The 25990-nt window shown below is 38.8% G+C and carries 26 protein-coding genes and 10 tRNA genes; 5 read left to right on the forward strand and 31 right to left on the reverse strand.

Features of this window, described 5'->3' with window-relative positions:
* The 3 genes from Q1A31_RS11600 to Q1A31_RS11610 form a co-directional block, all read right to left on the reverse strand.
* Positions 1-519: pentapeptide repeat-containing protein (locus Q1A31_RS11600; RefSeq protein ID WP_299876516.1), on the reverse strand; the 519-nt coding region annotated here is incomplete at its 3' end.
* Positions 520-794: 275 nt separating this feature from the next.
* Positions 795-871: transfer RNA gene (locus Q1A31_RS11605), tRNA-Arg, on the reverse strand.
* 113 nt (positions 872-984) lie between these two features.
* Positions 985-1076: transfer RNA gene (locus Q1A31_RS11610), tRNA-Ser, on the reverse strand.
* A gap of 315 nt (positions 1077-1391) precedes the next feature.
* Here Q1A31_RS11610 and Q1A31_RS11615 point away from each other — a divergent pair.
* On the forward strand, positions 1392-1673 hold the full coding sequence (locus Q1A31_RS11615) for a peptidylprolyl isomerase (protein WP_299876518.1): 282 nt from the start codon (positions 1392-1394) through the stop codon (positions 1671-1673).
* 63 nt (positions 1674-1736) lie between these two features.
* On the opposite strand, the gene Q1A31_RS11620 is transcribed toward Q1A31_RS11615, so the two are convergent.
* From Q1A31_RS11620 to rpsU, 6 genes are all read right to left on the reverse strand, one after another.
* Positions 1737-2747 (reverse strand): hypothetical protein, encoded by a 1011-nt coding sequence (locus tag Q1A31_RS11620; RefSeq protein WP_299876521.1) that lies wholly within the window; start codon positions 2745-2747, stop codon positions 1737-1739.
* A 204-nt stretch (positions 2748-2951) separates the two neighbouring features.
* Complete coding sequence (locus Q1A31_RS11625; RefSeq protein WP_299876523.1) at positions 2952-3545, reverse strand: sulfite oxidase heme-binding subunit YedZ; 594 nt, start codon at positions 3543-3545, stop codon at positions 2952-2954.
* A gap of 80 nt (positions 3546-3625) precedes the next feature.
* The gene (gene msrP / locus Q1A31_RS11630) at positions 3626-4549 is read right to left on the reverse strand and encodes a protein-methionine-sulfoxide reductase catalytic subunit MsrP (protein WP_299876524.1); all 924 of its coding nucleotides are present in this window, start codon (positions 4547-4549) and stop codon (positions 3626-3628) included.
* Positions 4550-4854: 305 nt separating this feature from the next.
* The gene (hemE, locus tag Q1A31_RS11635) at positions 4855-5910 is read right to left on the reverse strand and encodes a uroporphyrinogen decarboxylase (protein WP_299876526.1); all 1056 of its coding nucleotides are present in this window, start codon (positions 5908-5910) and stop codon (positions 4855-4857) included.
* Between the two features lie 150 nt (positions 5911-6060).
* Positions 6061-6510, reverse strand: a complete 450-nt coding sequence (locus tag Q1A31_RS11640) for a GatB/YqeY domain-containing protein (protein WP_299876528.1) — start codon at positions 6508-6510, stop codon at positions 6061-6063.
* Between the two features lie 104 nt (positions 6511-6614).
* Positions 6615-6830, reverse strand: a complete 216-nt coding sequence (rpsU, locus tag Q1A31_RS11645; RefSeq protein ID WP_131904107.1) for a 30S ribosomal protein S21 — start codon at positions 6828-6830, stop codon at positions 6615-6617.
* Between the two features lie 252 nt (positions 6831-7082).
* Between rpsU and Q1A31_RS11650 the strand changes: the two genes are divergently transcribed.
* The gene (locus Q1A31_RS11650) at positions 7083-7400 is read left to right on the forward strand and encodes an outer membrane protein assembly factor BamE (protein ID WP_299876530.1); all 318 of its coding nucleotides are present in this window, start codon (positions 7083-7085) and stop codon (positions 7398-7400) included.
* A 13-nt stretch (positions 7401-7413) separates the two neighbouring features.
* Here the strand turns inward: Q1A31_RS11650 and Q1A31_RS11655 are convergent, their stop codons facing one another.
* The 3 genes from Q1A31_RS11655 to Q1A31_RS11665 are packed head-to-tail and all read right to left on the reverse strand — an operon-like array spanning position 7414 to position 8410.
* Positions 7414-7653 carry a hypothetical protein gene (locus Q1A31_RS11655; RefSeq protein WP_299876532.1) on the reverse strand — a complete coding sequence of 80 codons (240 nt, stop codon included), beginning with the start codon at positions 7651-7653 and terminating at the stop codon, positions 7414-7416.
* Positions 7654-7986: an RnfH family protein gene (locus Q1A31_RS11660; RefSeq protein WP_299876534.1), complete on the reverse strand. Its 333-nt coding sequence runs from the start codon at positions 7984-7986 to the stop codon at positions 7654-7656.
* Positions 7979-8410: a type II toxin-antitoxin system RatA family toxin gene (locus tag Q1A31_RS11665; protein ID WP_299876536.1), complete on the reverse strand. Its 432-nt coding sequence runs from the start codon at positions 8408-8410 to the stop codon at positions 7979-7981. Before Q1A31_RS11665 ends, Q1A31_RS11660 begins: the two co-directional genes overlap by 8 nt.
* Positions 8411-8526: 116 nt before the next feature.
* Between Q1A31_RS11665 and smpB the strand changes: the two genes are divergently transcribed.
* Complete coding sequence (smpB, locus tag Q1A31_RS11670) at positions 8527-9009, forward strand: SsrA-binding protein SmpB (RefSeq protein WP_299876538.1); 483 nt, start codon at positions 8527-8529, stop codon at positions 9007-9009.
* 130 nt (positions 9010-9139) lie between these two features.
* Here smpB and dnaQ read toward each other — a convergent pair whose 3' ends face one another.
* From dnaQ to Q1A31_RS11685, 3 genes are read right to left on the reverse strand one after another with little or no spacing between them, the layout of a single operon-like run.
* The gene (dnaQ, locus tag Q1A31_RS11675) at positions 9140-9862 is read right to left on the reverse strand and encodes a DNA polymerase III subunit epsilon (protein WP_299876540.1); all 723 of its coding nucleotides are present in this window, start codon (positions 9860-9862) and stop codon (positions 9140-9142) included.
* A 12-nt stretch (positions 9863-9874) separates the two neighbouring features.
* Positions 9875-10324: a ribonuclease HI gene (gene rnhA / locus Q1A31_RS11680; protein WP_299876542.1), complete on the reverse strand. Its 450-nt coding sequence runs from the start codon at positions 10322-10324 to the stop codon at positions 9875-9877.
* Positions 10321-11184, reverse strand: coding sequence for a class I SAM-dependent methyltransferase (locus tag Q1A31_RS11685; RefSeq protein ID WP_299876544.1), 864 nt, complete (start codon positions 11182-11184; stop codon positions 10321-10323). Before Q1A31_RS11685 ends, rnhA begins: the two co-directional genes overlap by 4 nt.
* Before the next feature lie 211 nt (positions 11185-11395).
* Between Q1A31_RS11685 and Q1A31_RS11690 the strand changes: the two genes are divergently transcribed.
* Positions 11396-12808 (forward strand): transglycosylase SLT domain-containing protein, encoded by a 1413-nt coding sequence (locus tag Q1A31_RS11690; RefSeq protein WP_299876546.1) that lies wholly within the window; start codon positions 11396-11398, stop codon positions 12806-12808.
* A 71-nt stretch (positions 12809-12879) separates the two neighbouring features.
* Complete coding sequence (locus Q1A31_RS11695) at positions 12880-13464, forward strand: 5-formyltetrahydrofolate cyclo-ligase (protein ID WP_299876548.1); 585 nt, start codon at positions 12880-12882, stop codon at positions 13462-13464.
* On the opposite strand, the gene Q1A31_RS11700 is transcribed toward Q1A31_RS11695, so the two are convergent.
* The 16 genes from Q1A31_RS11700 to Q1A31_RS11775 all read right to left on the reverse strand — a co-directional run bounded on the left by Q1A31_RS11700 (position 13461) and on the right by Q1A31_RS11775 (position 25630).
* A complete protein-coding gene (locus tag Q1A31_RS11700; RefSeq protein WP_299876550.1) occupies positions 13461-14069 on the reverse strand; it encodes a hypothetical protein in 609 nt (202 codons plus the stop codon). The two genes, Q1A31_RS11695 and Q1A31_RS11700, sit on opposite strands and share 4 nt — an antisense overlap.
* Before the next feature lie 2 nt (positions 14070-14071).
* Positions 14072-15361, reverse strand: coding sequence for a tRNA (N(6)-L-threonylcarbamoyladenosine(37)-C(2))-methylthiotransferase MtaB (gene mtaB, locus Q1A31_RS11705; RefSeq protein WP_299876552.1), 1290 nt, complete (start codon positions 15359-15361; stop codon positions 14072-14074).
* A gap of 211 nt (positions 15362-15572) precedes the next feature.
* Complete coding sequence (locus tag Q1A31_RS11710; protein ID WP_299876554.1) at positions 15573-17480, reverse strand: SurA N-terminal domain-containing protein; 1908 nt, start codon at positions 17478-17480, stop codon at positions 15573-15575.
* Between the two features lie 335 nt (positions 17481-17815).
* Positions 17816-17892 (reverse strand) — tRNA-Asp (locus Q1A31_RS11715).
* Between the two features lie 33 nt (positions 17893-17925).
* A tRNA-Val gene (locus Q1A31_RS11720) sits at positions 17926-18001 on the reverse strand.
* Positions 18002-18165: 164 nt separating this feature from the next.
* A tRNA-Asp gene (locus tag Q1A31_RS11725) sits at positions 18166-18242 on the reverse strand.
* A gap of 35 nt (positions 18243-18277) precedes the next feature.
* Positions 18278-18353 (reverse strand) — tRNA-Val (locus Q1A31_RS11730).
* Positions 18354-18391: 38 nt separating this feature from the next.
* Complete coding sequence (locus tag Q1A31_RS11735; protein ID WP_131904120.1) at positions 18392-18664, reverse strand: HU family DNA-binding protein; 273 nt, start codon at positions 18662-18664, stop codon at positions 18392-18394.
* Between the two features lie 302 nt (positions 18665-18966).
* Positions 18967-21417: an endopeptidase La gene (gene lon / locus Q1A31_RS11740; RefSeq protein ID WP_299876557.1), complete on the reverse strand. Its 2451-nt coding sequence runs from the start codon at positions 21415-21417 to the stop codon at positions 18967-18969.
* 166 nt (positions 21418-21583) lie between these two features.
* Positions 21584-22873, reverse strand: coding sequence for an ATP-dependent Clp protease ATP-binding subunit ClpX (gene clpX / locus Q1A31_RS11745; protein ID WP_299876558.1), 1290 nt, complete (start codon positions 22871-22873; stop codon positions 21584-21586).
* 184 nt (positions 22874-23057) lie between these two features.
* Complete coding sequence (locus Q1A31_RS11750; RefSeq protein WP_299876560.1) at positions 23058-23690, reverse strand: ATP-dependent Clp protease proteolytic subunit; 633 nt, start codon at positions 23688-23690, stop codon at positions 23058-23060.
* A gap of 58 nt (positions 23691-23748) precedes the next feature.
* Complete coding sequence (gene tig / locus Q1A31_RS11755) at positions 23749-25041, reverse strand: trigger factor (RefSeq protein ID WP_299876562.1); 1293 nt, start codon at positions 25039-25041, stop codon at positions 23749-23751.
* A 105-nt stretch (positions 25042-25146) separates the two neighbouring features.
* A tRNA-Leu gene (locus tag Q1A31_RS11760) sits at positions 25147-25231 on the reverse strand.
* A 104-nt stretch (positions 25232-25335) separates the two neighbouring features.
* Positions 25336-25411: transfer RNA gene (locus Q1A31_RS11765), tRNA-His, on the reverse strand.
* Between the two features lie 25 nt (positions 25412-25436).
* Positions 25437-25513, reverse strand: a tRNA-Arg gene (locus tag Q1A31_RS11770).
* Positions 25514-25553: 40 nt separating this feature from the next.
* A tRNA-Pro gene (locus tag Q1A31_RS11775) sits at positions 25554-25630 on the reverse strand.
* Positions 25631-25990: the final 360 nt, after the last annotated feature.

Genomic DNA, 25990 nt, shown 5'->3' on the forward strand with positions numbered 1-25990 from the left:
CTTTGCCTGCTCTAGCTTTGCCTGCTCTAGCTTTGCCTGCTCTAGCTTTGCCTGCTCTAGCTTTGCCTGCTCTAGCTTTGCCTGCTCTAGCTGCTGCTGTTTTATTTTTTCTTTCTGAAGCCTTTCTTGTTCTATTTTTTGCTGATTCGAATCATCAACCTCATCTTCCGTTGATTTATGAACATGCAGGGTTGAACGAAGCTTGTCAAAAACGCTTGGTTTTGTTTTAACAGTTAGAGCAGGAGGCTTGGGAGGAACAACAGGCTGACTATTATTAGTTTGCTGTGATTCTGGTTCTTTTTCGGGAATTTCAGCTGTTTCAAGCACAGGTTCGTGCTTTTGATCTTCTTCTGCGGTCAATGAAGCCAAGATGAGATCTAGCTCATCGTCTGAGCTTATTATTTCCATAGGGTCAATAGCGATATCATCCTGTTTTTCAGATGCACTTAATTCGTCAAAAGCTAGCTTTTCACCTAGTTCTGATAATGAGGATTTTTGTGGTGCCTTATCCGCAGACATTTCAACAACCTATACATTTTTTTTATTATTTTTCGCCCAGTATATTCTGGATATATCATATTTAAGCAGTTAAATAGTTTTGGTTAAATTCCTAAAAGAAAACATAACTAAACTTCGAACCACTCCATTTCACTATAAATTATTTTATTCATACAGTCACTTTATACCGGATAGAGGGACTTACTTTTTTGAAAAAAGCTCCAAGAGAATATTGATTTAGTCATGCCGAATTAACAGACACAAAAAAGCCAGCTAGAAAGCTGGCTTTTAATGTATGGCGCGCTGGGGAGGAATCGAACCCCCGACCCCCTGGTTCGTAGCCAGGTACTCTATCCATCTGAGCTACCAGCGCAGGTCTTGATAAATCAAGGTTGCGTATTCTGCTTATATAAACTTTACAAGTCAAGAGATAGATATTCTCATCTTATAGAGTTTGCAACGAAATACGGCTTTACTCAATTAAAATGGCGGAGAAGGAGGGATTCGAACCCTCGATCCGGGATAAACCAGATACTCCCTTAGCAGGGGAGCGCCTTCGGCCACTCGGCCACTTCTCCAATTCTAATCGTGTATTTTTACGAAGCGCAAGAATACCTGTGCACGAGGCCAAGGTAAAGTCCGAATATCAAAAAATCACATACATTTTCACGATTATTTAAAAAAGAGGCTAAAAGTAGGGGGGTGACCTTTTTTAATCTAAAAATACGCTTAAAAATCTTTTTTTTCACTGTGTTATTTTTCAGATCTAATCTCGACCCTCTCATTACATTTAGCCAATAAAAATGATAACCACACGAAAAGTAGATTTTTACCCGCAACAATCCTTTTCTTATATATAATCCATCCCGAATTTATTCTATTAGGAGAATACCATGGCACAAGCCAGCGCTCGTCATTTACTCGTTGATACTGAAGAAAAGTGTAACGATCTTAAAAAACAAATTGAAGAAGGTGCCGATTTTGGCGCAATCGCTCAACAACATTCTAGCTGTCCATCAAAAGCACAAGGTGGTGATTTAGGTTCTTTTGGCCCAGGCCAAATGGTTCCTGAGTTTGATAAAGTTGTATTCAGCGCACCAGTTAACACGGTTCAAGGCCCTGTTAAAACACAGTTTGGTTATCACTTGCTTGAAGTAACAAGTCGCACAGACTAATTACAAAAACACATAAAAAAAGCCCTGATTTTTCAGGGCTTTTTTTATGTCTAAACATTTTATCTAGATAGGATTGCGGTAGGTGTTGGTTCTATTTCTCCAGCCAGGCAACCACTTTCTTTCGTTTCTACTTGGATTTGAATTTTTTACACGACGCTCAAGTACTCTCATCGACGCATCAGCAAATTCATTAAGTGCTTGTTGACCCGGGTTTACTGGACGCATTTCTTCGAGAACCTGCAATAGCCCCCAGTTTTGTCCTTTATAACCACCAGTTCGATTTAAACCTTCACCCTTGAAATTAACATAATCAACAAGTACATATCTACCGCCGCGCGAATTAGCTACAGCATTAAGGTTATTAGCAACCTGACCACGTAAGTGAGATGGAGTCTTCTTAACTAATTTAGGCATCGCACGCATGGCACGATCCATAATGTATTTAGCTTGCAAGTGTCTCGTATTATACAAGAGCTGTGAGAATTGCTTAATCTCTGGACTATTCTTTGCAGCCATTAATTGTGCACGATTTCTCCATGGAGCTCCTTCAAACCTTGCTCTTTGAACCCAAGCAGGAAGTTGCACACCATTTTTCTGTAAGTAATCTAGCAAGCCCGGAAAAGTATTTCCAAATCTTTGACTTCGACCTGATGGGTACCAGGTAAAATGCCCTATTCCCATTGCGGCGAAATCTTCTCTTAGATTCCAGTGAACAAGTTGATCTATACGCCCACCTGTTTCATTTTTAAATATTTGATCACCAATACCATAGAGCTCTGATAATTCAGCTTGTTGTCGAGCATTCTGTGAAGGTTGAGCCGGCTTTACGACGACCCTTGGCTGTTGAACAACGGGTCGTCTTACTTGCTGCTGAGATACACTCTGCTTATAAGTAGGAGCTCTTCTTTGCTGCTGAAAAACCACTTGTTGAGGCTTAGGTGTTTGCTTGGGTGTTTTGACATAATATGTCTTTGAAGAATTAGCTGTATTTTGGGGTGCTGCAGATTGCTGAGTACACGCAGATAATCCTAATAGGGATACCGCAGCCACTGCACTTAAGGCTTTAACTTTCATTGAGTTACCATGTTTATTATTATTATTTTTGGAGCTACTTATCTAACTAAACAAATTATTACTAGTTTAAAACAACAAATGTTAGTTAAGTGGTTCGCTGGTCTAACTATGGTACATAATATAGGATTGAAAATTTCAGTCGAGAAACTCACGACGAATGGACATATCTATTTAATATAATACATATAAAAACAACAACTTAGATTATTTAAAATATTTATTAAACAACCTTTCCCCGAACAAGATAGTTAATATGGCAGCATATATCACAGGTTCCGTGATATCGAGTTTTACCATCCACCAAAAATGCAGCACACCAAGCATAGAAATAGGATAGATCAACATATGCAGCTTCTTCCACTTCTTACCCAATCGCTTAATCATCCCTTTAGTTGAAGTTACCGCCAGTGGCGTCAATAAAATAACGGCTACCATACCTACCGTAATAAATGGACGCTCCAGAATATCAAACCAGATTTCTTCCCAATCAAAGAATTGATCAAACCAAAGATAACCCAGCAAGTGCAAAACTACGTAAAAATAGGCATATAAACCAATCATACGACGCAAGCGCAAAAGCTGAGCCCAGTTGAGTAAACGCCTTAAAGGGGAAATTGCCAGAGTAAGCAATAGAATCCTTAAACCCCAATCGCCTAAACCTCTTATTACAGCCTCTAAGGGATTAGCACCCAGCGCATCTTGCCAGACTCCCCAACCATAATAGATGGCGGGGAGCAGTAATAATACAAACAGAGATGGTTTTAGAATACGTGAAAATTTATATTCCGAGATTTTCATTACTAGCCAACTTTCAATTTACTCACTTATTTTTATTAGATGTGTACCGCCGCAAATTGCCAAACCTAAATTAATCAAGCTTAGAAATTCTTCTTTAAATCCATTCCAGTATAAAGTGATGCTACCTGTTCACCATAACCATTAAACGGTTGCGTTTTAATTTTTCGAAATTGACCGATTCGTCTTTCTTTACGTTGACTCCAGCGCGGATGAGAAACATCAGGATTCACATTTGAGAAAAAACCATATTCATTTTTATTCGCTTTTTGCCAGGAATTTACTGGCTGCGTTTCAGAAAATCGTATTTTTGCGATGCTTTTTATACTTTTAAAACCATATTTCCAGGGAACGACCAGGCGCAACGGCGCACCATTCTGATTTAACAAATCTTTGCCATAAATACCTGTGCCCATTAACGTTAATGGATTCATCGCCTCATCCATTCGCAAACCTTCTACATAAGGCCAATCCAGTACTGCACGTTTTTGACCTGGCATCTGCTTAGGGTCATGAAGCGTTTCAAAGTAGACATATTTAGCTTTAGAGGTTGGCTGCATACGCTTAATCAAATCAGCTAGTGGAAAGCCCATCCACGGTATCACCATTGACCAGCCTTCAACGCAACGAAAACGATAAATCCTCTCTTCGACAGAAACTGGCTTTAACAGATCTTCAAGATTATATTTACCCGGATTTTCACACTCCCCTTCTATAACCACATCCCAGGGAGAGGTTACTAAAGTATGCGCATTTTTTGCGGGATCTTCTTTCCCCGTACCGAACTCGTAAAAGTTACAATACGTTGTAATATCTTTGTAATCTGTCAGCTTTTCATCGGTTGAATAGGGGGATATTGTTTTTGCGGAAGCCTCGATGATAGGCAAACCACTAACCGCTGCAATACCAAGGCCTGCAGCCGTCTTCATAAATTTACGTCGATTTTGATAGACCGAAAAGTCTGTTACTTCATTTTCGCTAAGTTCGTTATTTTTCTTGATTAACATTTAAAGCCTCCGTCCTTATATGCAAAATCAACTATATCATAAGATTTAGCTGAAACCTTTGGATGAACCATGCACAGGATCAGCCCAATACATAAATCCAGATTTGATTATTAGTACGGTTTTTTTTAGTTCTTGTATGCCAGATAAGGGAATTTATTTGCAAAAAGTGAGGGGGGATATAAAATATGACACCAAGAAACAGCAAAGGAGTGTTAACTACACCCCCCTACTTTTAGATGGTTTTTATTAAATCGACACTGGATCGATTTAAGCTGTATTCAAATTTAATTTTATTTGACTGTAATTTACTGTTTACCGTATTCGTGAACCGCATCAACCAGAACAGTCACATTATCAGGATCAATATGCTGATGAATTCCGTGACCCAGATTAAATACGTGACCTGTACCTTTTCCAAAACCAGTAATCACTTTTTTCACTTCATCTTTGATCGTGTCAGCGGATGCATACAAAACACTAGGATCCATATTACCCTGCAAAGTCACTTTATCTCCTACTCGTTGACGAGCGTCAGAGATATCTTGAGTCCAGTCTAAACCAAGAGCATCACACCCTGTTTCCGCCATGATTTCCAACCATTGCCCACCACCCTTGGTAAACAACGTTACAGGGACTCTACGTCCGTCTGCTTCACGCGTTAAACCAGATACGATTTTCTGCATATATGCCAAAGAAAACTCTTTGTATTTCTCAGGTGAAAGCACTCCACCCCAGGTATCAAAAACCATTACAGCTTGAGCACCAGCAGCAATTTGCGCATTTAGATAAGACGTTACACTAGAAGCTAACTTATCCAATAAAAGATGCATTGCCTGAGGATTTTCAAACATCATCCCTTTGACTTTGCCAAAATCTTTGGTTGTCCCACCCTCAACCATATAAGTTGCTAGTGTCCACGGACTTCCAGAAAATCCAATTAACGGCACGCGACCATTTAATTCTCTTCGGATAGTGCGCACTGCATTCATCACATATTGCAATTCGTTTTCAGGATCAGGATCAGGAAGTTGTTGAATATCAGCCAGACTTTTCAAAGGACGCTCAAATTTTGGTCCTTCGCCTTCGGCAAAATAAAGACCTAGGCCCATTGCATCTGGAATAGTTAAAATATCAGAGAAAAGTATCGCGGCATCAAGGTCATAGCGCTCCAAAGGCTGAAGCGTAACTTCACATGCTAAATCAGCGTTTTCACATAGATCCATGAAACTCCCGGCTTTCGCACGAGTCGCTTTATACTCAGGCAAATATCGCCCTGCTTGTCGCATAATCCATATTGGCGTTGTATCTACGGGTTGCTTGAGTAGAGCTCTTAGAAATCTATCGTTTTTTAATTCTGACATGGAAGGCATTGTCCTGAACTAATAACATCAAAACAGAAAGTCTTAGATGTATTAAATTTAAAAAAAGAAAGCGTCATATTATTAATGACAAATGATGACAGAATTTACTATGACATATCGCTGGTGAACATACGATATGAAACATTAATTTTAACCAGCTAAAGCGCTTTTGATGATACCGCTGATTTTTCCCATATCAGCACGACCTTGCATTTGAGGCTTGAGAATAGCCATAACTTTTCCCATGTCTTTCATGCTTTCTGCGCCAGAACTTGCGATCGCATCGGTAACGAGACTCTGAACTTCATCATCACTCAGTGGCTCAGGCAAATATCGCTGGATAAAACCAAGCTCCATTTCTTCCTGAGCAACAAGATCATCACGGCCCGCATCTTTGAACTGACTGATGGATTCACGACGTTGCTTACTCAATTTATCAAGTATAGCAAGAACATCTGTGTCATTGAGGTCTTCGCGAGTATCGACTTCTTGCTGCTTGATCGCAGCTAAGATAGTACGAACTGTCAATAGCAGGTCTTTCTCTTTGGCACGCATAGCCGTTTTCATATCATCGGAAAGGCGTTGTTTTAAGTCTGACATACTAGTGATCTTTGATTTGCTTGAAATAGTTAAACTATTTATTTATCAAAATAACTATATTTAGCATTTAGCGCTATATAGTTAGTGATAAAAGAATGTATTAATTAATACATTCTTACGCGACGATTAATCTCGCGCTTTAAATTCTTGATATTACGCTTAACTGCAGCAGCCTTCTCTCTCTTACGGATTGAAGTTGGCTTTTCATAAAATTCGCGGCTACGAACTTCAGCTACAACGCCCGCTTTTTCACAGGTACGCTTGAAACGACGTAATGCAATTTCAAAAGGCTCGTTTTCTCTAACTTTTACACTTGGCATATTGTTGCTCTGTTTTATATTACTAATAAGATAGTAAGTTAAATGAATATAGGTTTTAAAAGAACGGGATATTATACGCCTCATAACAGCAAATGCAAAATCGAAATTACAATTAATTTCAAAAATCATCAAAATGATATCTTACGCACCACCAATTAAACAAAGTAATTCACCTTTTAACGTAAAAAACTAATAGCCCTGCAATAAATATTGTAGAATAATTAACCAATTACAAAATAAGCCTGTAAAACTATGTTTAAAACACGACCCAACTCAATGCTTAAAGTTATCGCTATGCTCACATTAGCGCTACTAGTCTCCAGTTGCTCCATATATAAAATGGAAGTTCAACAGGGAAATGCATTAAACAACGAAACCGTTTCTCAACTTCAAAAAGGCATGAGTAAAGCAGAAGTTGCCTCTTTGCTAGGCAATCCATTACTGCAAGATAACTTTAGAAGCAATCGTTGGGATTATGTTTACTTCAAACGCGACGGAAAAAAGTTAGGAAACAAACAAAATCTGACGTTATTTTTTACTAACGACCAGCTGACTCAAGTTAAAAAATAGTTATCCAACTGTTTTAGAGCCACTCACCCAGATAATAGATAAACTGTCCTTCTGAAGATTTAGAAGGACCAACCACAATAGCAGCAAACTTTTTATCTCCTGAGGAAGCGTTAGCTATTGCCAATTCTTTAGTCTCAAAAATCTCAACGCAATTTGCCGGAAAACGTTTTCTATTTCTTTTAGGCACATAAACAACGGCAAACCTTGGCAAAGAAACCTTTGTTTGAGGATCTGGCGGAACCATGCCTCTCATTTAATTATCAGCCTTTTCTGCTGCTGCTCCACTACCACCTTTTTTAAGCACTTTACCTTCAGCTGCTCGTTTTTTACGAACTTCCTTAGGATCTGCGATTAAAGGACGATAGATCTCAATTCGATCTTTATCCCTAACCTTTTGTTTCATTGTGGTGATTTTCCCGAAAAGCCCTACCTTCATGGTATCTAAATCTAACTCAGGGTATAGCTCTAATACTCCCGATTCAAGAATAACCTGTTGCACTTCTGAGCCTTCTTCGATCTCTAGATTTAATAAGTCTTGCTCATCTGGCAGCGCATAAATCACTTCTACATGAATTTTATCAGCCATAAACTACCTTCGCTTGCTTTACAAAAGAATCAACCATTGTATTTGCCACTTGATTGAAGACAGGCCCAACTACCATACCCAGAATTTTACTTGAAAATTCATATTCCAAATCAAGCGAAACTTTACACGCGCCAGGCTTTAATTCAGTGAATTTCCAAAAACCCTGAAGCTTTTTAAAGGGCCCATCTACTAGAATTATTTCTATTTGTTCATTTTCAGTAAGAATATTCTTAGTGGTAAAGGATTTTTTCACTGACCCTTTTGATATAGTTACTGAGCCTACAACAACATTACCCTCACGAGAAATTTCCTCAGAAGCACCACACCATGGCAGAAATTGCTGATACGATGACACATCATCAACCAATTTATACATTTGTTCTGCACTATATGGCACTAATGCGCTTTTATTTACTTGAGACATAGAAAAAAACCACTACAATTCTTAAAGCTGTATTAGATTATATTCTAACAGCGAATATTTAGATTCGTCAGGTTATAATCCCTTTTTACTCAATAAAACAACAGGCTAGTATTTCGATGGCAAAGAAAAACAAAAAGAAAAAAGGTCATGGTGGCCAATCCATAGCGCGTAACAAAGTTGCATTTCATGACTATTTTATTGAAGATACTTTTGAAGCCGGGATGGTACTTGAAGGCTGGGAAGTAAAAAGCCTTCGTGATGGTCGCGCTCAATTAAAAGAAGGCTATGTATTCATCAAAAATGGTGAAGCCTGGATGTCTGGCGCTCAAATTACACCGTTGTTGACGGCATCTACGCACATTCATCCAAATGCAACTCGTGTAAGAAAGCTCTTGTTACATGATTATGAAATCGTAAAACTAAAGGCAGAAGTCGATCGCAAAGGTTATTCTATTTTACCGCTATCACTCTACTGGAAAAACAATCGAGTAAAGTTAGAAATAGGCGTTGGTAAAGGTAAAAAGCAACACGATAAGCGTGCAACTGAAAAAGAAAAGGATTGGAATAGAGACAAGCAAAGAGTTTTAAAGGGGAGGTAAAATCAAGAAACTAACTATTGTTAGTTATTTGATTTAGGTCACCCCCCTACTTTAAGGGTGTTTTTTGCTTCCTTGTTTGAACCTTAAATTTGATGGTTTTAGATTCGCACTAGGCATTTTTTAGCAGTGCCTAATAACTATCCCAAAGGGTTTTACCTGATTCATCTTGAATTTTCTGCAAATACTTCTGATGACTATCCAACTCGTTAGCATCAGCTTTTATCACCGCGAAGGGCTGGCGTTTTGAATCTAATCGACTGAATGACTTTGCGCTGACCTCTGCATCACTAGACCCCTCCCCTCCTAATAATAACGCAGTTTGACCACCTGTCATCGCTAGATAAACATCAGCAAGTATCTCAGAATCCAGTAACGCCCCATGCAACTGACGATGATCATTGCTAATCATATAGCGCTTACACAAAGCGTCTAAGGAGTTACGTTGACCTGGATGAAGCTGTCTAGCTTGCACCAAACTATCACTGATTTCACAGATAGTAGCTAGGTCTTGTATACCGCCTGCTACTCCGCTAGATAACAAAGATAGTTCGTAATTTAAAAAACCTATATCAAAAGGTGCATTGTGAATAATTAACTCGGCACCTTTCACATACTCTAAAAAGTCGACAGCAATTTCGTTAAATCTGGGTTTATCCGCTAAAAATTCGGTGGTGATACCGTGAACCGCCAAAGCTTCTTCATCACTTTCACGATCTGGTTTAATGTATTGATGGTAGTTATTATTGGTCAGCTTTCTATCGACCATCTCTACACAACCGATTTCAATAATTCGGTGTCCATCGCGCGTTTCTAAACCCGTAGTTTCAGTATCAAGAAAAATCTGTCTAATCATTTATATATTACCTTAGGTATTCCCTTTCTTTTCATCCATGGCGCGATTCGCTAAATCATCTGCCCGCTCATTGCCCGGGTGACCGCTATGACCTTTGATCCAATGCCAATTTATATTGTGACTTTGCACTGCAGCATCTAATCGCTGCCATAGATCTTTATTTTTCACAGGCTTTTTAGCCGCAGTTTTCCAGCCACGCTTCTTCCAGCCATCCATCCATTCTAGAATACCTTTTCGTACGTATTGAGAATCTGTAGTCAGCTCAATTTCGCAAGAACGAGATAACATTTCCAAAGCGCTTATTGCTGCCATCAACTCCATACGGTTATTTGTGGTTTCAGCTTCGTAACCATAGATTTCTTTCTCGTGCTCACCGAACTTCAATACTGCACCCCAACCACCTGGACCAGGGTTCCCCCTGCATCCTCCGTCTGTATAGACGACTACTTTTTGTTCACTCATAAATTAGAATAATTATCTTGTCTTATTTTTCTCGCAGTTCTATTTAAAGCAACCTTACCGCCACTTAATACAGCAGGAGCTTGCCATACTTTCTTGTCAGGTCGCATTGCAATGACTCGTTTTTTGGCATGAATAACATACATATTACCTAAAATAGGCCCAGTATATTCACCCCAACTCTCCATCCAGCGCAAGCTTTCAAAAAGCTTCTTGTTTTTTACACCTGGTCTATAACCAAGGTAATTCACATCAAGCACTTTAAAACCTAGTAATGAAAACCAGTCTTTCACTCGATTAACACTTCTCATTTTGTATGGACTTTGACGTTTTTCACGAAAATGCCTCATCTGTCTTCCAAGGTTCGAAACAGAATGCGGGTTAAACCCAATCAAAATACAATGCCCTTCGGGTACAAGTATTCTATCTATCTCTCTCAATACCTGATGAGGGTTTTTTGAAGACTCTAGTATGTGGCTTGCAACCACAAGATCAACATTATCTGTGGATATTGGCAATTGTTCGTTAGTAGCGATTAAAGAATAGTCTTGCTTAGCTTTTTCATTAATTGATCCGCCTATGATAGAACTACTAGTAAGTTCAGCTTTATCTAAAGGTTTACCAGCTTTTTCAACTCTGAATTTGAGAGCATCATCGCTTACCAGAGAAAAATCGGCAGTAATCCTGGAATGCTTCAGTAAATCTTCCTGACCACTTAACGCGCCCATTTGTATGGCGTAATAACCAAATATCTCTGACAATAAATCAGAAAAAAAGACATCTAATTCTTCTAAAGCTGCGGCTCCAGAATGAGATTCATACCAGTTAAAACAATGCTTTAGTACTTCTTCGTTGTTTCTCATTTATTATTTATATACCTCTTTTGATTAACGTCCAACTAACTCGAAACCAATATATACCTTGAGATTGAAGCCATATCATACTATATTTACACGTAATATCGGGGGATACTGTAGAGTCATATTTAGATGATAGCACCGTAAATATTCAATTCATTTTTCATGAAAAAAGTATACTCTATTTTTACTAGCATTTAATTTTTAAGGGCATGGGATGAAAACCAACAATTCACCTTTCAGGGTGACTATAACTTTTTTTATATCAATTTTATCAATATATGGACTTCCCAACTTAGTTTCAGCACAAACCAACTCCGACGACCAAAGCATTCTAAATGCTGCTAGAGCATTAGGTGTTGTTAAAAACATTCCTAGAACCGCTCCAGCCCAACAACAAGCATACACCCCAAGAACACAAGCTCAGCCGGCTGCAAATACAGTTAAACCTGACCCTTATGCAGCAAAGCGCCAACAGATACTTAGGCAGAACGCCGCTAGAAGAAAAGCGCATCAACAAAGAATTCAACAAGCTCAACGACAAAAATACCAAAAGGCGAATCTACAGCGAACTCAACAACAAAATTCGCAACACAATCTTTGGAATCGAGTTTACCAAGGCTTCAGATTTCGCGACTACAAACACCAGCCACTTGTAAAAAAATATACTCGCGAATTTTCTCGTAGCCCACAAAGAATCCAACAACTAGCAGATCGTTCTTCTGATTACCTCTTCATGGTAGTAAACGAATTGAACCGTCGAAGAATGCCTACAGAGCTAGCATTACTTCCATTTGTTGAAAGTGCCTATAAAAACTCAGCGTTTTCTCATGCGGGCGCAGCTGGCATGTGGCAATTTATTCCCGCAACTGGTCGTCGCTATGGTTTAAAACAAACACGAAGCTATGATGCAAGATTAGACTCTCATCAAGCTACACGTGCAGCATTAGACTATTTACAAAAACTCAATCGACAGTTCAAAGGCGATTGGTTACTCGCTCTAGCAGCATATAATTGTGGCGAATATAGAGTAGAAAGAGAAATCGCAAAAAATAGAAGTAGAGGAAAAAGAACAGACTATTGGAGCTTAGATCTTCCAAGAGAGACAAGGCAATACGTACCACGCTTACTTGCATTTAAAGAGATCTACCGCAATCCAGGTGCTTATCAAGTCCGTCTTAAAGGAATTCCTAATAGCCCTGCTCTCGCACGCATAAACGTTAATAAACCAGTAAATCTAAGAAAAGCTGCAGCACGTGCCGGCCTTCCTGCCGATAAGTTACTTGCACTTAATTCTGGTTATCTGCATGGTATAACTACACCTCGTTTCTCAAACCAAATTACACTTCCACGTCGCTACGCCGGGCGCTTGCACAAAGCGATACAGTCTCTCCCTCCGGCTAAAGACGTGCACAATGTTTCCGCAAGAGGATACGCTAAGTACTCTCGCGGAAAACGCTCGAAGTTTCGTTATCACAAAGTTAGACGTGGTGATAATTTATTCCAGATTGCACGCAAACATGGCACTACTGTCAAGCGCATAAAAAGACTAAACAAAATGCGAAGCAGTAAAATATGGCCAGGCAAACGACTCATAATTGCCAAAAGCTCCAGAAGAAGCTACTCTTAGCAATCAAAACCACCTTTTTAGGTGGTTTTTTTATACCTTATAGTTTGCATTAATGTTATTAGTATCAAATTATGGAACATGAACTTAGAGCCTATTTAAAAGATAAAAGAACATCTTTCTCAAAAAAATTACAAGCAGAGAAATCTAAAAAAATCATTGAAACAGTTGAAAGCTCTGAAGCCTATAAAGATGCAAAAAATATTGGCACTTACCACTCAGTAAAAGGAGAAGCTAACCCTGCTGATCTTATTCACAAAGCTCAAAGAGAAAAAGCTGAAAAGGTATTTTACTTGCCTGTTCTGTCCTCAAATAAACAACAAGGTTTGTTATTTGGCCAATTAACACCCATAACTAAATTCAAGATCAATAGATTCTCTATCCCAGAACCCATATTTAAGGAAAGCGATTTAGTCAGTGGAGAGCAGTTAGATCTTGTTCTAGTACCGCTTCTTGGTTTTGACAAAAATGGAAACAGACTTGGAATGGGAGGTGGTTTTTATGATCGTTGCTTTGCCTTCAAAAAAGACAAACCAAATAAAACCATACTGATGGGATTTGCCTACGATTTTCAGGAAATAGATGAACTCAAACCAGAAACCTGGGATGTTAGATTAGATTTGATCGCGACCGAAACCCAACTTATCGATTTACGTTAGATTTGCTTTCCTGAATGTTTCTTTTCAACCTGAGGGACAGACTCATTCGGCATCAATAATGGCTTAGAAAGCTCTCTCTTCAACTCTTGTGTACCTTCTTCTATTGCACGACCCAATTCATTCATTGACTCTGACAGGGACTCATCCAGGCCTTTTACGCCTTCTTGCATTAAACCATTCAATTGATCAAAAATATTATTGGCCGTGTATTTCACGACAGAAGTCATAGACTTTTTCACATTCACACGCCAACCATGTCTTGTCTTCACAAGAACAGTTACACCTGGCATCTTAACTCCAGACTCACCTATTTTACTCGTATATAGAACGGTCGAAACTTCAGATCGGGTTTCCCCCATCATCTGCTCACCCAATTCAAATCTTTCTGGATGCAGTTTATCTGTATTTAAATATTTCAGATAATCAACGGTATCCCACGTTGCCATTATTTTTGCTGATTCCATATCACGATCTTGAATCGCCTGCCAAAAAGCCTGACTTACTTGCTTAGGAGATTCAGCTTTATTTGCATTACAAGCACCTAAAGACAACAGAATCGCCAATATAGAACCCACACATACAAACTTTTTGAATGTGTTTTTCATCGTTAAAGCACCTTTCCTGTTAATACACTTTTATCAGAAGAATAACCCAGAATTTGAGTTTGCTTTACTCTTCCCTCTAATAAGACATCATTCTGCCCAATAGATTCAACACGACAGAAGTTTGGAGCATATCCACTATAAACGCGCCTACCCTCTTCATTTTTTTTCTGTCCTTCCCATAACACATCGACTGCTTGATTAATTTGCTGCTGGTGAAAATCTTTCTTTAAACTTTCCGCCAATAAATGAAGCTCATGGCTTCTTTGTTTTTTAATATCTTCCGCGATCTGGTTTTGCAAACCTGCGGCCTTGGTTCCCTCTCTAGGGGAAAAAGCAAATATATGCATATGTCCAAAACCAATAGACTCAACATTTTCTAAAGTTAACGACCATTCTTCATCTGTTTCCCCAGGAAAACCAACAATTATATCTGTTGTCACATTGAAATCTGGAATTGAAGATCTTGCCTGATTAATCAGAGCAGAAAAATCAGCAACCTTACAACGTCGTGACATACGACGTAAAACTGAATCGGCCCCACTTTGCAGTGGTAAATGCATATGCGGCATTAACCGTTTATTTTCGAAAAGAGTAAAGAAATCTTCAGGCAAATCCCAAGGCTCAACGGAAGCAAAACGTATTCTTGGAATATCAGTTTCGGCCAGTAACACTTTCACCAAGTCAGTTAATGAGCTGCCAATATCACTACCATAACCGCCTACGTGAACACCTGTTAAGACAATTTCCTCAATTCCCTGCTGATGCAAATGATTAACTTCTTCTACAATATCAGCTAAGGTACGGCTTTTTTCTTCGCCTCTCGCAACAGTAACTATGCAATAGGTACAACGGTATCGACAGCCATCTTGAATCTTGATGAATGCACGCTGCTTTCCCCTAAGGAACAATGATGATTGATCCGGCTCCATCGCATTTAAAGGCATGGTATTGGCTGAAAACTCATCCATTACCTTTCTCGGCAATAGGTCTTTGTCTTGATTATTCACAACCAGATCTACACCAATTCGCTTTGCCACTTCCTGCTCTTCAAGTGTCGCATAACAACCACTGACAACTAATTTCGATTGCGGATTTTCACGATGCAAACGATTCATCAATTTACGAGATTTCTTTGTGGCCTCGGTCGTTACAGCACAAGTATTAACTACTACTACATCAGCAACTTCTGCATCTTTTACAATGCTATGCCCCTCTCCAGTAAATTCTCTGGACCATTGCTCAAGTTCTGCTTCGTTGAGCCTACAACCTAGTGCTTTTAAATGTATTTTCATGGCTAATTTAAATATCGAAATTATTAGGAATATTGTTTATAGATTAAAGCATATAGACAAATTGTATTTGGATTAATATTACATTAAATACATAATCAATTAAGCCAATGATCTTGCGACTCATTGGCTTAAAAACCCCTTATAAGTAGGGGGGGGGTCTTTAAATTTAAAGAGACAATAAACGGACTCTTTAAGTTTTAAAAGCAGCTAATTATTGAATATTCTCTGGGAACAGCTCAACCTCAGCATTTTCACGTAAAGATTTTAATACTGCTGCCTGTTCGCGAGACGCAATCATTTGAGTAAAGCTCTTTTGCAGATTAGTATCCAACTCTGTTGCCCCGTCTTTAACACCCGTTAAAGCAATCAAGACATAGTCTCCAGCAGGAAGAATGGTATTAGCAAAAGTCTTTTTACCTGATTCCGGCTTATCCATGCTGAATAGTTTATCAACGATAGTATTAGATAAACGTGTATCTGTTCGCTTTACATCAGCATTGATCTCTACTTTATCTGCACTTGCACCAATAGATTCTAATGCCGACCATTCTCCAGATTGCTTAAGAGATGCGAGCACCAACTCGCCTTTGTCAATTAACAGTTTACGAAGCTTTTGACTAAGCAAGCTACTTTTAATTTGCTCTTCAACATCAGCCAGTGATTTTTGTTCTGGGACTTTGTGTTCTTGTAAACGAAGCACCGCTACTTTTGTAGGGTCAATCTCTATCAGCTCTGAATTCTTACCTCCGTTCAAAACTTCATCACTGTATGCCGCTTGAATAAATTTTGCAGAAGAATACTTCTTATCAGGATTTGGGGTTTCACCACGTTGAATCCAGTCTGAAGTTTCAACTTTTGCTCCAATCCCATCTGCTGCACCATCAAGACTACTATCATTCTCAAAAGCCAATGTTTGTAATTTATCTGATTGTTCCAGGAATAATTTCTCAGCCTGCTCTCTACGATAAAGAGTCTCTACTTCAGTCTTTACTTCATCAAATGATTTTTGTTTAGACTCAATGATGTCTTGAACTTTTAATATTTCAAAACCAGCTTCAGTTTTAACAACTTCAGATATAGCACCTTTTTCCAAAGCAAAAACCTCAGTTTCAAACAATGGCCCCATTTCGCCTCTTGCGATTAAACCGAGTTCTCCATTTTTCTCTGCGGCAAGTTTGTCATCAGAATCAGTTTTAGCAACATCTTCGAAAGTTTTAGCTCCAGACTTTATTTCTTCATACAGCGCTTTAGCTTTTTCTTCTGCTTGAGCTTCAGCACCATCTTCATCACCAACTTTAATGAGGATATGAGATACCTTGCGTTGCTCTGGATCTGTATATCGACTTAAATTATCATCATAAAATAACTGTAATGCATCATCTTCTACAGGAATGGTTTTTGCGAGCTCAGACTGTTCCAATAAGACATAACTCACTTTGACTTTATCGTTGGTCATATAATTCGATAAGTTTGCATCGTATTGCGCTTTTATCTCTTCAGCAGAAACTTGAACTTGAGATTCAAAATCCGCCTGCTTCAAAGTATAGGTCTCAGCATTTCTTTGCTGATTCTGCAAACCCTGATATCGAGTAACCTCTTCAACTGGAAGGAAAGCCGCTTTACTAATCCCTTGAGAAAACTGCTGATTAGTAATACTCGTTCTGATTTCTGTTTCAAAACTATTTTTACTTCTTCTTTGAGACTCTAACAACAATTCATAAGTCTTAGGGTCAAACTGACCATCTTTTTGAAAAGCCGGAATGTTTGCAATAGTGTCATAGACTTCCTGATTACTTGCTCGATAACCATTATTTGCAGCTTCCTGCCTTAATAACGCCTGATTCACCACCTGATCTAAAGCTTGCTGTTTGATCGTATCTTCATTAAATCCGGGAGGTAATTTCCCGCCGAAAATTTGCATCATTCTTTGGCGTTGTTGCAATACCAGGTTTTGCACTTCTTGAACCTGAATCTCTTCACCATTCACCGTTGCAGCGACTAGCGAACCACTTCCACCTAAATACGAACTGATGCCAAATAGAGCAAAAGGAACTGCAATAAATCCCACGATTAAATATGCAACCCAACCTTTAGCTTTGTCATGAATATTTTGTAACATAATTTCTCTTTTGTGTTATCAAGTTAGATTACTGAAAAGCCCTATCTCAGTAATATAGTGTTATAAATTCAGCGCGTAATGATACCTTATGCGCCCGTAGTTACCAAGAAAGACAAGCCTTGCTAGTGATAATAATTATTGGAAATTGACCGAAAATGTGATTTAACAAATACAGACACAATAATTTTAAAAAAATATGCCTATAAGTAGGGGGGTGACTTTTAAATTACTGAATTTCAAATATAAAACCCCTCTTTTCAAATAGACATTAAAAATAATAGCTATCTATTTATTTTGAGCAAAAAAAAGGATGCCTTACGGCATCCTTCTTAATATGGCGGAGCGGACGGGACTCGAACCCGCGACCCCCGGCGTGACAGGCCGGTATTCTAACCAGCTGAACTACCGCTCCGGATCACATTTTTCATAAAAATGTAAAAAAAAGTGGTGGGTGATGAGAGATTCGAACTCCCGACATTCGCCTTGTAAGGGCGACGCTCTACCAACTGAGCTAATCACCCACTGAATCAAAATCCATCAGATTTCGAAATTACTAAAAATTGTCACCTTTTTAGCAAGTGGGAAAAACTTTAAACAATATTGTTATTAAAATCCGACAGGATAGTAATCAGCAACAAATACATCTTATATTAAAAAAGGATGCCCTAAGGCACCCTTCATAATATGGCGGAGCGGACGGGACTCGAACCCGCGACCCCCGGCGTGACAGGCCGGTATTCTAACCAGCTGAACTACCGCTCCGCATAACATTTTTTAAAAAAAAACGCAAAAAAAAATGGTGGGTGATGAGAGATTCGAACTCCCGACATTCGCCTTGTAAGGGCGACGCTCTACCAACTGAGCTAATCACCCACTGGATTGAGGCCAACCATCTGGCCTCAGAAAGCGCGCTAGTTTACTGCATCTTTTAGAGCTTTACCAGCCTTAAATGCAGGATTATTTGCAGCTTTAATTTGGATAGTTTCACCAGTGCGTGGGTTACGTCCAGTACGTGCTTTACGCTCACGAACTAGAAATGTTCCGAAACCAATCATAGTAACTTGGTCGCCCTTTTGTAGAGCTTCTGTGATACTTTCTACAAAGCCTTTAAATGCTCTTTCTGTATCAGCTTTAGTTAGCCCTGACTTAGCAGCAACAGCATCAATTAGTTCTGATTTGTTCATAAAATTCTTCCTTTATGTAAATAGTGGCAATATTAATTTCATATTATAATTATTTATGACAATAATTAGAAACGATAATAACAATGTAAATTAAAATCTCAATGTATTTCTTGAGTTATTAGTATAAAGCTATGTGGCTAAAGTACCACCACATCTCACAAGCGGAGACATTTATACCAGCGCACATAGCAAGTTTCAACACAAACTAACAAAAAAGATAAATTAAATAGATTGATTTATAAATACCCGACCAAAAACACTATAAAATGCTTTCAGACGGGTATAAAGTAGTGATTTACACGCTAGTGAGCGCGTGACTCTTCTTCCTGATCAGGATTATTTTGAGACTGTGTAGATTGCTCCAAATCTTCTTCAAGATCATCTTCTTCATCAATAGCTTCTGGCATTGACTCTAATGCGAACTCTAAAACTTCATCAATCCACTTAACAGGCTTGATACTCAGTCCTTTTTTAACGTTATCCGGAACATCCGCCAAATCTTTTTCATTATCAGCAGGAATTAACACAGTTGTAATACCACCACGATGAGCAGCTAATAATTTCTCTTTTAGCCCGCCTATTGGAAGCACTTCACCACGCAGAGTAATTTCACCCGTCATTGCCACTTCAGCTTTTACTGGTATTCCCGTCATAGAAGAAACAATAGCTGTGACCATGCCGACACCAGCACTTGGTCCATCCTTAGGCGTTGCTCCTTCTGGAACATGTATATGCACATTCTTTTTCTTCAAGAACTTTTGCGTAATACCTAAATGACGTGAACGGCTTTTTACAACTGTCTCAGCCGCCTGGATAGATTCCTGCATTACTTTACCAAGACTCCCCGTGCTCTTTACATGACCATTACCAGAAACAACTACACTCTCAATCGTTAGTAATTCACCACCAACAGAAGTCCACGCAAGTCCGGTTACCTGACCAACCTGATTCTTCTTATCGGCTTTACCGTAATCAAATCGTTGCACACCTAGGTACTTGGAGATATTTCTACCAGTAACAGATGACTTGCTCTTCTTACCTAGCAAATGCTCACGAATTACTTTGCGACAGATTTTAGATATTTCTCTTTCCAAGCTACGTACACCAGCTTCACGAGTGTAATGACGAATAATAGATAGAATCGCTGAGTCACTGATTGTGACCTCACCTTTTTCAACACCATTATCTTTATACTGCTTAGGCACTAAGTAATTCTTAGCAATATTCAGTTTTTCATCTTCCGTATAACCAGGTATACGTATGATTTCCATTCTATCTAACAACGGACCTGGAATATTCATACTATTAGATGTAGCAACAAACATTACATCCGAGAGATCAAAGTCCACTTCGAGATAGTGATCAGCGAATGAATTATTTTGCTCCGGATCTAGCACCTCAAGCATTGCTGATGCAGGATCACCACGAAAATCTGTCGCCATCTTATCGATTTCATCTAATAAGAACAGTGGGTTACGTGTTTTAACTCTTGATAAATTCTGAATAATTTTACCTGGTAGCGCACCAATGTAAGTACGACGATGACCACGAATTTCCGCCTCATCCCTTACCCCACCAAGTGCCATACGCGTGTAATTACGTCCAGTAGCCTTAGCTAAAGATTTACCTAGAGAGGTTTTACCCACACCAGGAGGCCCTACCAAACACATGATTGGACCTTTTAGTTTTTTAACGCGTTGCTGCACCGCAAGGTACTCAACAATCCGCTCTTTAACTTCATCAAGACCATAATGATCTTCATCGAGAACTTTTTGCGCTTTAGCAAGATCTTTACTGATCTTAGACTTTTTACTCCACGGTAAACCTACCATCCAATCGATATAGTTTCTTACTACAGTAGCTTCTGCCGACATTGGCGACATCATCTTTAATTTCTTTAGCTCTTCTTCAGCCTTCTCTTTGGCCTCTTTAGGCATCTTAGCTTTTTCTAGCTTTTCTGCTAACTGTTCTAGCTCGTTTGAAGGAGCATCATCCAAGTCACCCAATTCTTTCTGGATAGCTTTCATTTGCTCATTAAGATAATACTCACGCTGACTGCGATCCATTTGCTGCTTAACACGCCCACGGATACGCTTTTCAACTTGAAGTAAATCAATTTCACCTTCGACCAAACTCACCAAATGCTCTAAACGCTCTTTCACCGAGGTGATTTCAAGGATCTTTTGCTTATCAGTAACTTTCAAACCCAAGTGTGCAGCAATAGCATCTGACAAACGATCTGGCTCATCAATGCCTGACAATGACGATAATATCTCAGGTGGAACTTTCTTATTTAAATTTACATATTTATCGAATAAATTAACTAGTGCTCGACTTAATAACTCTGTCTTTCTCTTATCAAAGCTATCATCCACTGGGATAACATCAATATCGGCAGTAAAGTATTCACCCTCTATATCCATAGAGGCAATTTTTACGCGTTCTACGCCTTCAACCAGTACTTTCAAAGTACCATCAGGAAGTTTCAGAAGCTGTAATATAGTAGCTAAAGTTCCTACTTCGAAAATATCATCTGGGCCGGGCTCATCTACTTCAGCACTTTTTTGTGCAACCAATAAAATTTGTTTGTTGTTTTCCATCGCTTCATCAAGAGAACGAATAGATTTCTCTCTACCAACGAATAATGGAATAACCATATGAGGATACACAACCACATCTCGGAGTGTGAGAACCGGTATCCCTTTAATATTCTTTTCAGTCTCTGCTGTCTTATTATCTTTTTCAGTAGCCATTTTAGCCTCTTCTTTAAGCACCTCTGTATAATCACAGAAGTCTAATTAGTTAGATTGGGACGTTTTAGAAAAAAATCAATACTTATATAAAATAAAGCCTCGCTAGTTTCCACTGCGAGGCTTTATAGAACATCTAATGAAGGACTAACTAGAAATCAGCGTTACTTCACTTAGATGATGTCGCTTTCTTTTTAACGTCTTTGTTTTCGTATATGAGATATGGCTGAGATTCCCCATTCACAACCGACTCATCTACAACAACTTTTGTAACATCTTTCTCTGAAGGCAAATCATACATAGTATCCAATAATATCTTTTCCATTATTGAACGTAATCCACGAGCACCCGTCTTTCTTTCCATTGCTTTTTTAGCAATAGCATGAAGCGCATCATCACGGAAATCTATTTCTGCACCTTCCATATCGAATAGCTTTGTATACTGCTTAGTCAAAGCATTTTTTGGCTCAGTCAATATTCTCACAAGAGCATCTTCATTAAGCTCTTCAAGAGTAGCAATCACTGGTAAACGACCAACAAACTCAGGTATTAGGCCATAGCGAACCAAGTCTTCCGCCTCAATTTCCTTGATAACATCACCAAAAGCTCGATCATCATCCGGCGCTTTAACTTCTGCTGAGAAACCAATACCACCTTTGGAAGTTCTATCAAGAACCACTTTATCCAAACCAGAGAAAGCACCACCACATATAAACAGAATATTCTTGGTATCTACCTGCAAAAATTCTTGCTGCGGATGCTTACGACCACCTTGCGGAGGAACAGAAGCAACAGTTCCTTCAATAAGTTTCAAAAGCGCTTGCTGAACACCTTCACCCGAAACATCACGAGTAATCGATGGATTGTCAGATTTGCGCGAAATCTTATCAATTTCATCAATGTAGACTATGCCTGTTTCCGCTTTAGCAACATCATAATCACATTTCTGTAATAACTTCTGAATGATATTTTCAACATCTTCACCCACATAACCTGCTTCGGTTAATGTCGTCGCATCAGCCATAGTAAATGGAACATTCAACATTCTCGCTAAAGTTTCAGCTAATAATGTTTTACCACTCCCTGTTGGACCAATTAATAGGATGTTACTTTTAGAAAGCTCAATCTCATCTTTTGACGAATTGCTTTCTAATCTTTTGTAGTGATTATAAACAGCAACAGACAAAACTCGTTTAGCTGCATTTTGATCGATAACATAATCATTTAAGAAATCATTGATTTCTTTAGGGATTGGAAGACTTCTCTTCTCTCCTTCGTCTTTTTCCTGCAGTTCTTCAGTGATAATATCGTTACATAAATCTACGCATTCATCACATATGAATACTGAAGGACCAGCGATTAACTTTCTTACTTCATGCTGGCTTTTTCCACAAAAAGAGCAATAAAGTAACTTACCGTCACCCTTGCCATTTTGCCCATCTTTCTTATCTTTGCTCATTGACGAAAAACCTCAATTTTACTTTTCCCCTAATACTAACCCTAAAGTTAATCCTAATCTGCTTAAAAGTACAGTAAGAACAGATAAAGTCGGTTAATTATTTTATAGGCGAATAGTTAGAAAACAACAATAAAAAAAGCCTGATAATTCAGGCTTTAAATAAAAATTAGTGATATTAATGTGTTTATTTACTTCTACTGTCTAAAACATCATCAATTAACCCATATGCTTTTGCAGCCTGAGAATCCATGAAGTTATCACGATCTGTATCTTTCTCAATAGTCTTCATATTTTGACCAGTATGATGAGCCAGAACAGAGTTAAGTTCTTTACGAATTTTAAGAATCTCTTTTGCATGGATATCAATATCAGATGCCTGACCTTGAAAACCACCTAATGGCTGGTGAATCATTACTCTTGAGTGAGGTAATGCAAAACGCTTTCCTTTTGCTCCACCCGCTAACAATACGGCACCCATACTAGCTGCTTGACCAACACACAATGTACTAACATCAGGCTTGATAAATTGCATCGTATCGTAAATAGCCATTCCAGCTGTAACAACACCACCTGGTGAATTGATATACATATGGATGTCTTTTTCTGAATTATCAGCTTCTAAAAACAAAAGCTGAGCCATAACAGAAGTAGACATATAGTCTTCTACCTGACCGACTACGAAAATTACTCGTTCTTTCAGCATGCGTGAAAGAATATCTGAGCCTCTTTCCTGACCTCGTACCGTTTCAGTAACACCCGGCATAGGTAAGATACCGTTCACTCCGAGTATTTCATCTTGAAATCGAGCATTTGACATATTATTACCTTTAAACATTGATTATTTTATTTTTTAACTCAAAAAAAGAATAAAACAATTAAGCCTGAGTATTCATAAGATCTGTAAATTTAACAGTCTCATCTTCAACTTTAGCTTTATCCAATACCCAATCTACGATCATTTCTTCCATAACAGCAGCTTCGATAGTTTGCATCGCCTGCAGATCACTTCGGTAATATTCGATTAACGCTTGTGGATCTTCGTAACTCGCAGCCAAAGAATTCAGCATATCGTCAACACGAGCCTGATCTTTTTCTAATTTGTTCTTAGTGATAATTTCACCAACAATCAAACCGAGCTTAACGCGTCTTGCTGCCTGATCTTTAAACATATCATCAGGTAAAGACGACATATCTGCACCTTGAGAGTTTTGCTCCATTTCGCTACGAACTTGCTTTATTTCATCTTCAACCAAAGATGTAGGTAAATCAATTTCATGCAAATCATGCAAACCTTCCATTACAGACTGTTTAACTCGGCTTTTAACACGCTGCTCTACTTCACGCTGCATATTAGATTTTATTTCTGCTTTGAAGCTTTTACTTGTTCCGTCTTCTACACCAAATTTCTTGATGAAGTCTTCATCAACTTTAGGCAGAGAAGGAGCGCTAACTGTTTTAACATTCAAAGTGAACTGTGCAGTTTTACCTTTTAGGTTTTCTGCAGGATATTCTTCAGGGAAAGTAACATCTGCTTCTTTTTCAGAACCAGCTTTCATTCCAGTTAAGGCATCTTCAAAGTCTTTCAACATACGACCAGCGCCAAGCTCTACAGAAAAGTCTTGAGCTGCTCCGCCTTCGAACTCTTCGCCATCAACTTTACCGTTGAAATCAACAACCAGAAGATCACCTTCTTTAGCGGCACGCTTAACTTCTTTCCAGTCTTGCTGTTGCTTACGTAGAGTTTCGATCATTTCATCAACATCAGCAGCTGCCAACTTAACGACTGGCTTAGTTACTGTCATTTTTGAAATATCGCCAATCTCGAATTCAGGATAGATATCGAAAGTTGCAGTGTACTCAAGGTCTTTACCAGGCACTAAAGTAGTTGCATCGATCTTAGGCATTCCAGCTACACGTAGCTTTTCCTGCTCTGCAGCTTCATAAAAGGTAGACTGAAAAATCTCACCAACAACTTCTTGATAAACAGAATCGCCATATTGTTGACTAACAACACTCATTGGCACTTTTCCTGGACGGAAGCCATCAATCTTTACTCTGCCACGCATAGACTTAAGTCGTTTATCAACTTCTCCGTCAACGCGCTCGGCTGGCACAGTTATTGATAATTTACGTTCGATATTTCCGGTAGTCTCGACTGAAACCTGCATGCAATAAACCTCATCTCAAGCCATACGATAATGTCTTGAGTTCTTCTTATAGTTTAATAAAAGATTAATAGTAAGCTTAACAAAGCTAAGCTTACTATTTATATATGGTGCGAAAGGAGAGACTCGAACTCTCACATCCTAAGATACTGGTACCTAAAACCAGCGCGTCTACCAATTCCGCCACTCTCGCAAAAAGAAAGCGATTATACATTGCATTTCAACGCTTGTATAACCTGAATAAAGAAAAAAGTATTTATAAACAAAACAACTTCTTTTCTTTAATTTAAAAAAATCTGGGGTGGGTAATGGGACTCGAACCCACGACGACCGGCATCACAAGCCGGGGCTCTACCAACTGAGCTATACCCACCATAAAATCATGGCCTACCATTTAATGGCGCGCCTGGCAGGACTCGAACCTGCAACCTACGGCTTAGAAGGCTGTTGCTCTATCCAGTTGAGCTACAGGCGCAATATTAAGGTCCACCACGTACATCATTTCATGTTGTAAATGGTCGGGGTAGAGAGATTCGAACTCCCGACATCCTGCACCCAAAGCAGGCGCGCTACCAGACTGCGCTATACCCCGACACGTCGCTATCAAATAAATAATAATAGCTTCTACCAAAACAACAGAGCGCGAATGATACGCATCAAAATTATACTCGTCAACCCAATATTAGTAGTTATTTTAAGTTTAAAAGATTCTTACAAAATTATTCGCTATAAAAGCCTAAAATACTCTTTCGCGTTCAATATCATAAAAGGCATAGTCACTCTCATGCATTATCCATCTGCCTTACAAGATAAGCTATGCTTATTTTTTAAGGCAAGATATATCATTTGTTTTAATCTGAGATTTTTCTTACGATATTCCCACATTCCTACCAAGCTTAATGACTTCAGACTAACCTCGCCCCATATCAGTTTTTTAAATAACAAAACCTTA

Origin of the sequence: uncultured Cocleimonas sp., from assembly GCF_947495625.1 — a bacterium.
Taxonomy (GTDB): Bacteria; Pseudomonadota; Gammaproteobacteria; order Thiotrichales; family Thiotrichaceae; genus Cocleimonas.

Coding starts and splice junctions, on each gene's coding strand:
- msrP (WP_299876524.1), bottom strand. CDS start 4,549: ATGTTAATCAAGAAAAATAACGAACTTAGCGAAAATGAAGTAACAGAC.
- Q1A31_RS11650 (WP_299876530.1), top strand. CDS start 7,083: ATGTTTAAAACACGACCCAACTCAATGCTTAAAGTTATCGCTATGCTC.
- Q1A31_RS11700 (WP_299876550.1), bottom strand. CDS start 14,069: ATGAAAAACACATTCAAAAAGTTTGTATGTGTGGGTTCTATATTGGCG.
- Q1A31_RS11710 (WP_299876554.1), bottom strand. CDS start 17,480: ATGTTACAAAATATTCATGACAAAGCTAAAGGTTGGGTTGCATATTTA.
- Q1A31_RS11750 (WP_299876560.1), bottom strand. CDS start 23,690: ATGTCAAATGCTCGATTTCAAGATGAAATACTCGGAGTGAACGGTATC.
- tig (WP_299876562.1), bottom strand. CDS start 25,041: ATGCAGGTTTCAGTCGAGACTACCGGAAATATCGAACGTAAATTATCA.
- smpB (WP_299876538.1), top strand. CDS start 8,527: ATGGCAAAGAAAAACAAAAAGAAAAAAGGTCATGGTGGCCAATCCATA.
- rnhA (WP_299876542.1), bottom strand. CDS start 10,324: ATGAGTGAACAAAAAGTAGTCGTCTATACAGACGGAGGATGCAGGGGG.
- Q1A31_RS11690 (WP_299876546.1), top strand. CDS start 11,396: ATGAAAACCAACAATTCACCTTTCAGGGTGACTATAACTTTTTTTATA.
- Q1A31_RS11620 (WP_299876521.1), bottom strand. CDS start 2,747: ATGAAAGTTAAAGCCTTAAGTGCAGTGGCTGCGGTATCCCTATTAGGA.
- hemE (WP_299876526.1), bottom strand. CDS start 5,910: ATGTCAGAATTAAAAAACGATAGATTTCTAAGAGCTCTACTCAAGCAA.
- Q1A31_RS11640 (WP_299876528.1), bottom strand. CDS start 6,510: ATGTCAGACTTAAAACAACGCCTTTCCGATGATATGAAAACGGCTATG.
- lon (WP_299876557.1), bottom strand. CDS start 21,417: ATGGCTACTGAAAAAGATAATAAGACAGCAGAGACTGAAAAGAATATT.
- dnaQ (WP_299876540.1), bottom strand. CDS start 9,862: ATGATTAGACAGATTTTTCTTGATACTGAAACTACGGGTTTAGAAACG.
- Q1A31_RS11695 (WP_299876548.1), top strand. CDS start 12,880: ATGGAACATGAACTTAGAGCCTATTTAAAAGATAAAAGAACATCTTTC.
- mtaB (WP_299876552.1), bottom strand. CDS start 15,361: ATGAAAATACATTTAAAAGCACTAGGTTGTAGGCTCAACGAAGCAGAA.
- clpX (WP_299876558.1), bottom strand. CDS start 22,873: ATGAGCAAAGATAAGAAAGATGGGCAAAATGGCAAGGGTGACGGTAAG.
- Q1A31_RS11685 (WP_299876544.1), bottom strand. CDS start 11,184: ATGAGAAACAACGAAGAAGTACTAAAGCATTGTTTTAACTGGTATGAA.
- Q1A31_RS11655 (WP_299876532.1), bottom strand. CDS start 7,653: ATGAGAGGCATGGTTCCGCCAGATCCTCAAACAAAGGTTTCTTTGCCA.
- Q1A31_RS11615 (WP_299876518.1), top strand. CDS start 1,392: ATGGCACAAGCCAGCGCTCGTCATTTACTCGTTGATACTGAAGAAAAG.
- Q1A31_RS11625 (WP_299876523.1), bottom strand. CDS start 3,545: ATGAAAATCTCGGAATATAAATTTTCACGTATTCTAAAACCATCTCTG.
- Q1A31_RS11665 (WP_299876536.1), bottom strand. CDS start 8,410: ATGTCTCAAGTAAATAAAAGCGCATTAGTGCCATATAGTGCAGAACAA.
- rpsU (WP_131904107.1), bottom strand. CDS start 6,830: ATGCCAAGTGTAAAAGTTAGAGAAAACGAGCCTTTTGAAATTGCATTA.
- Q1A31_RS11735 (WP_131904120.1), bottom strand. CDS start 18,664: ATGAACAAATCAGAACTAATTGATGCTGTTGCTGCTAAGTCAGGGCTA.
- Q1A31_RS11660 (WP_299876534.1), bottom strand. CDS start 7,986: ATGGCTGATAAAATTCATGTAGAAGTGATTTATGCGCTGCCAGATGAG.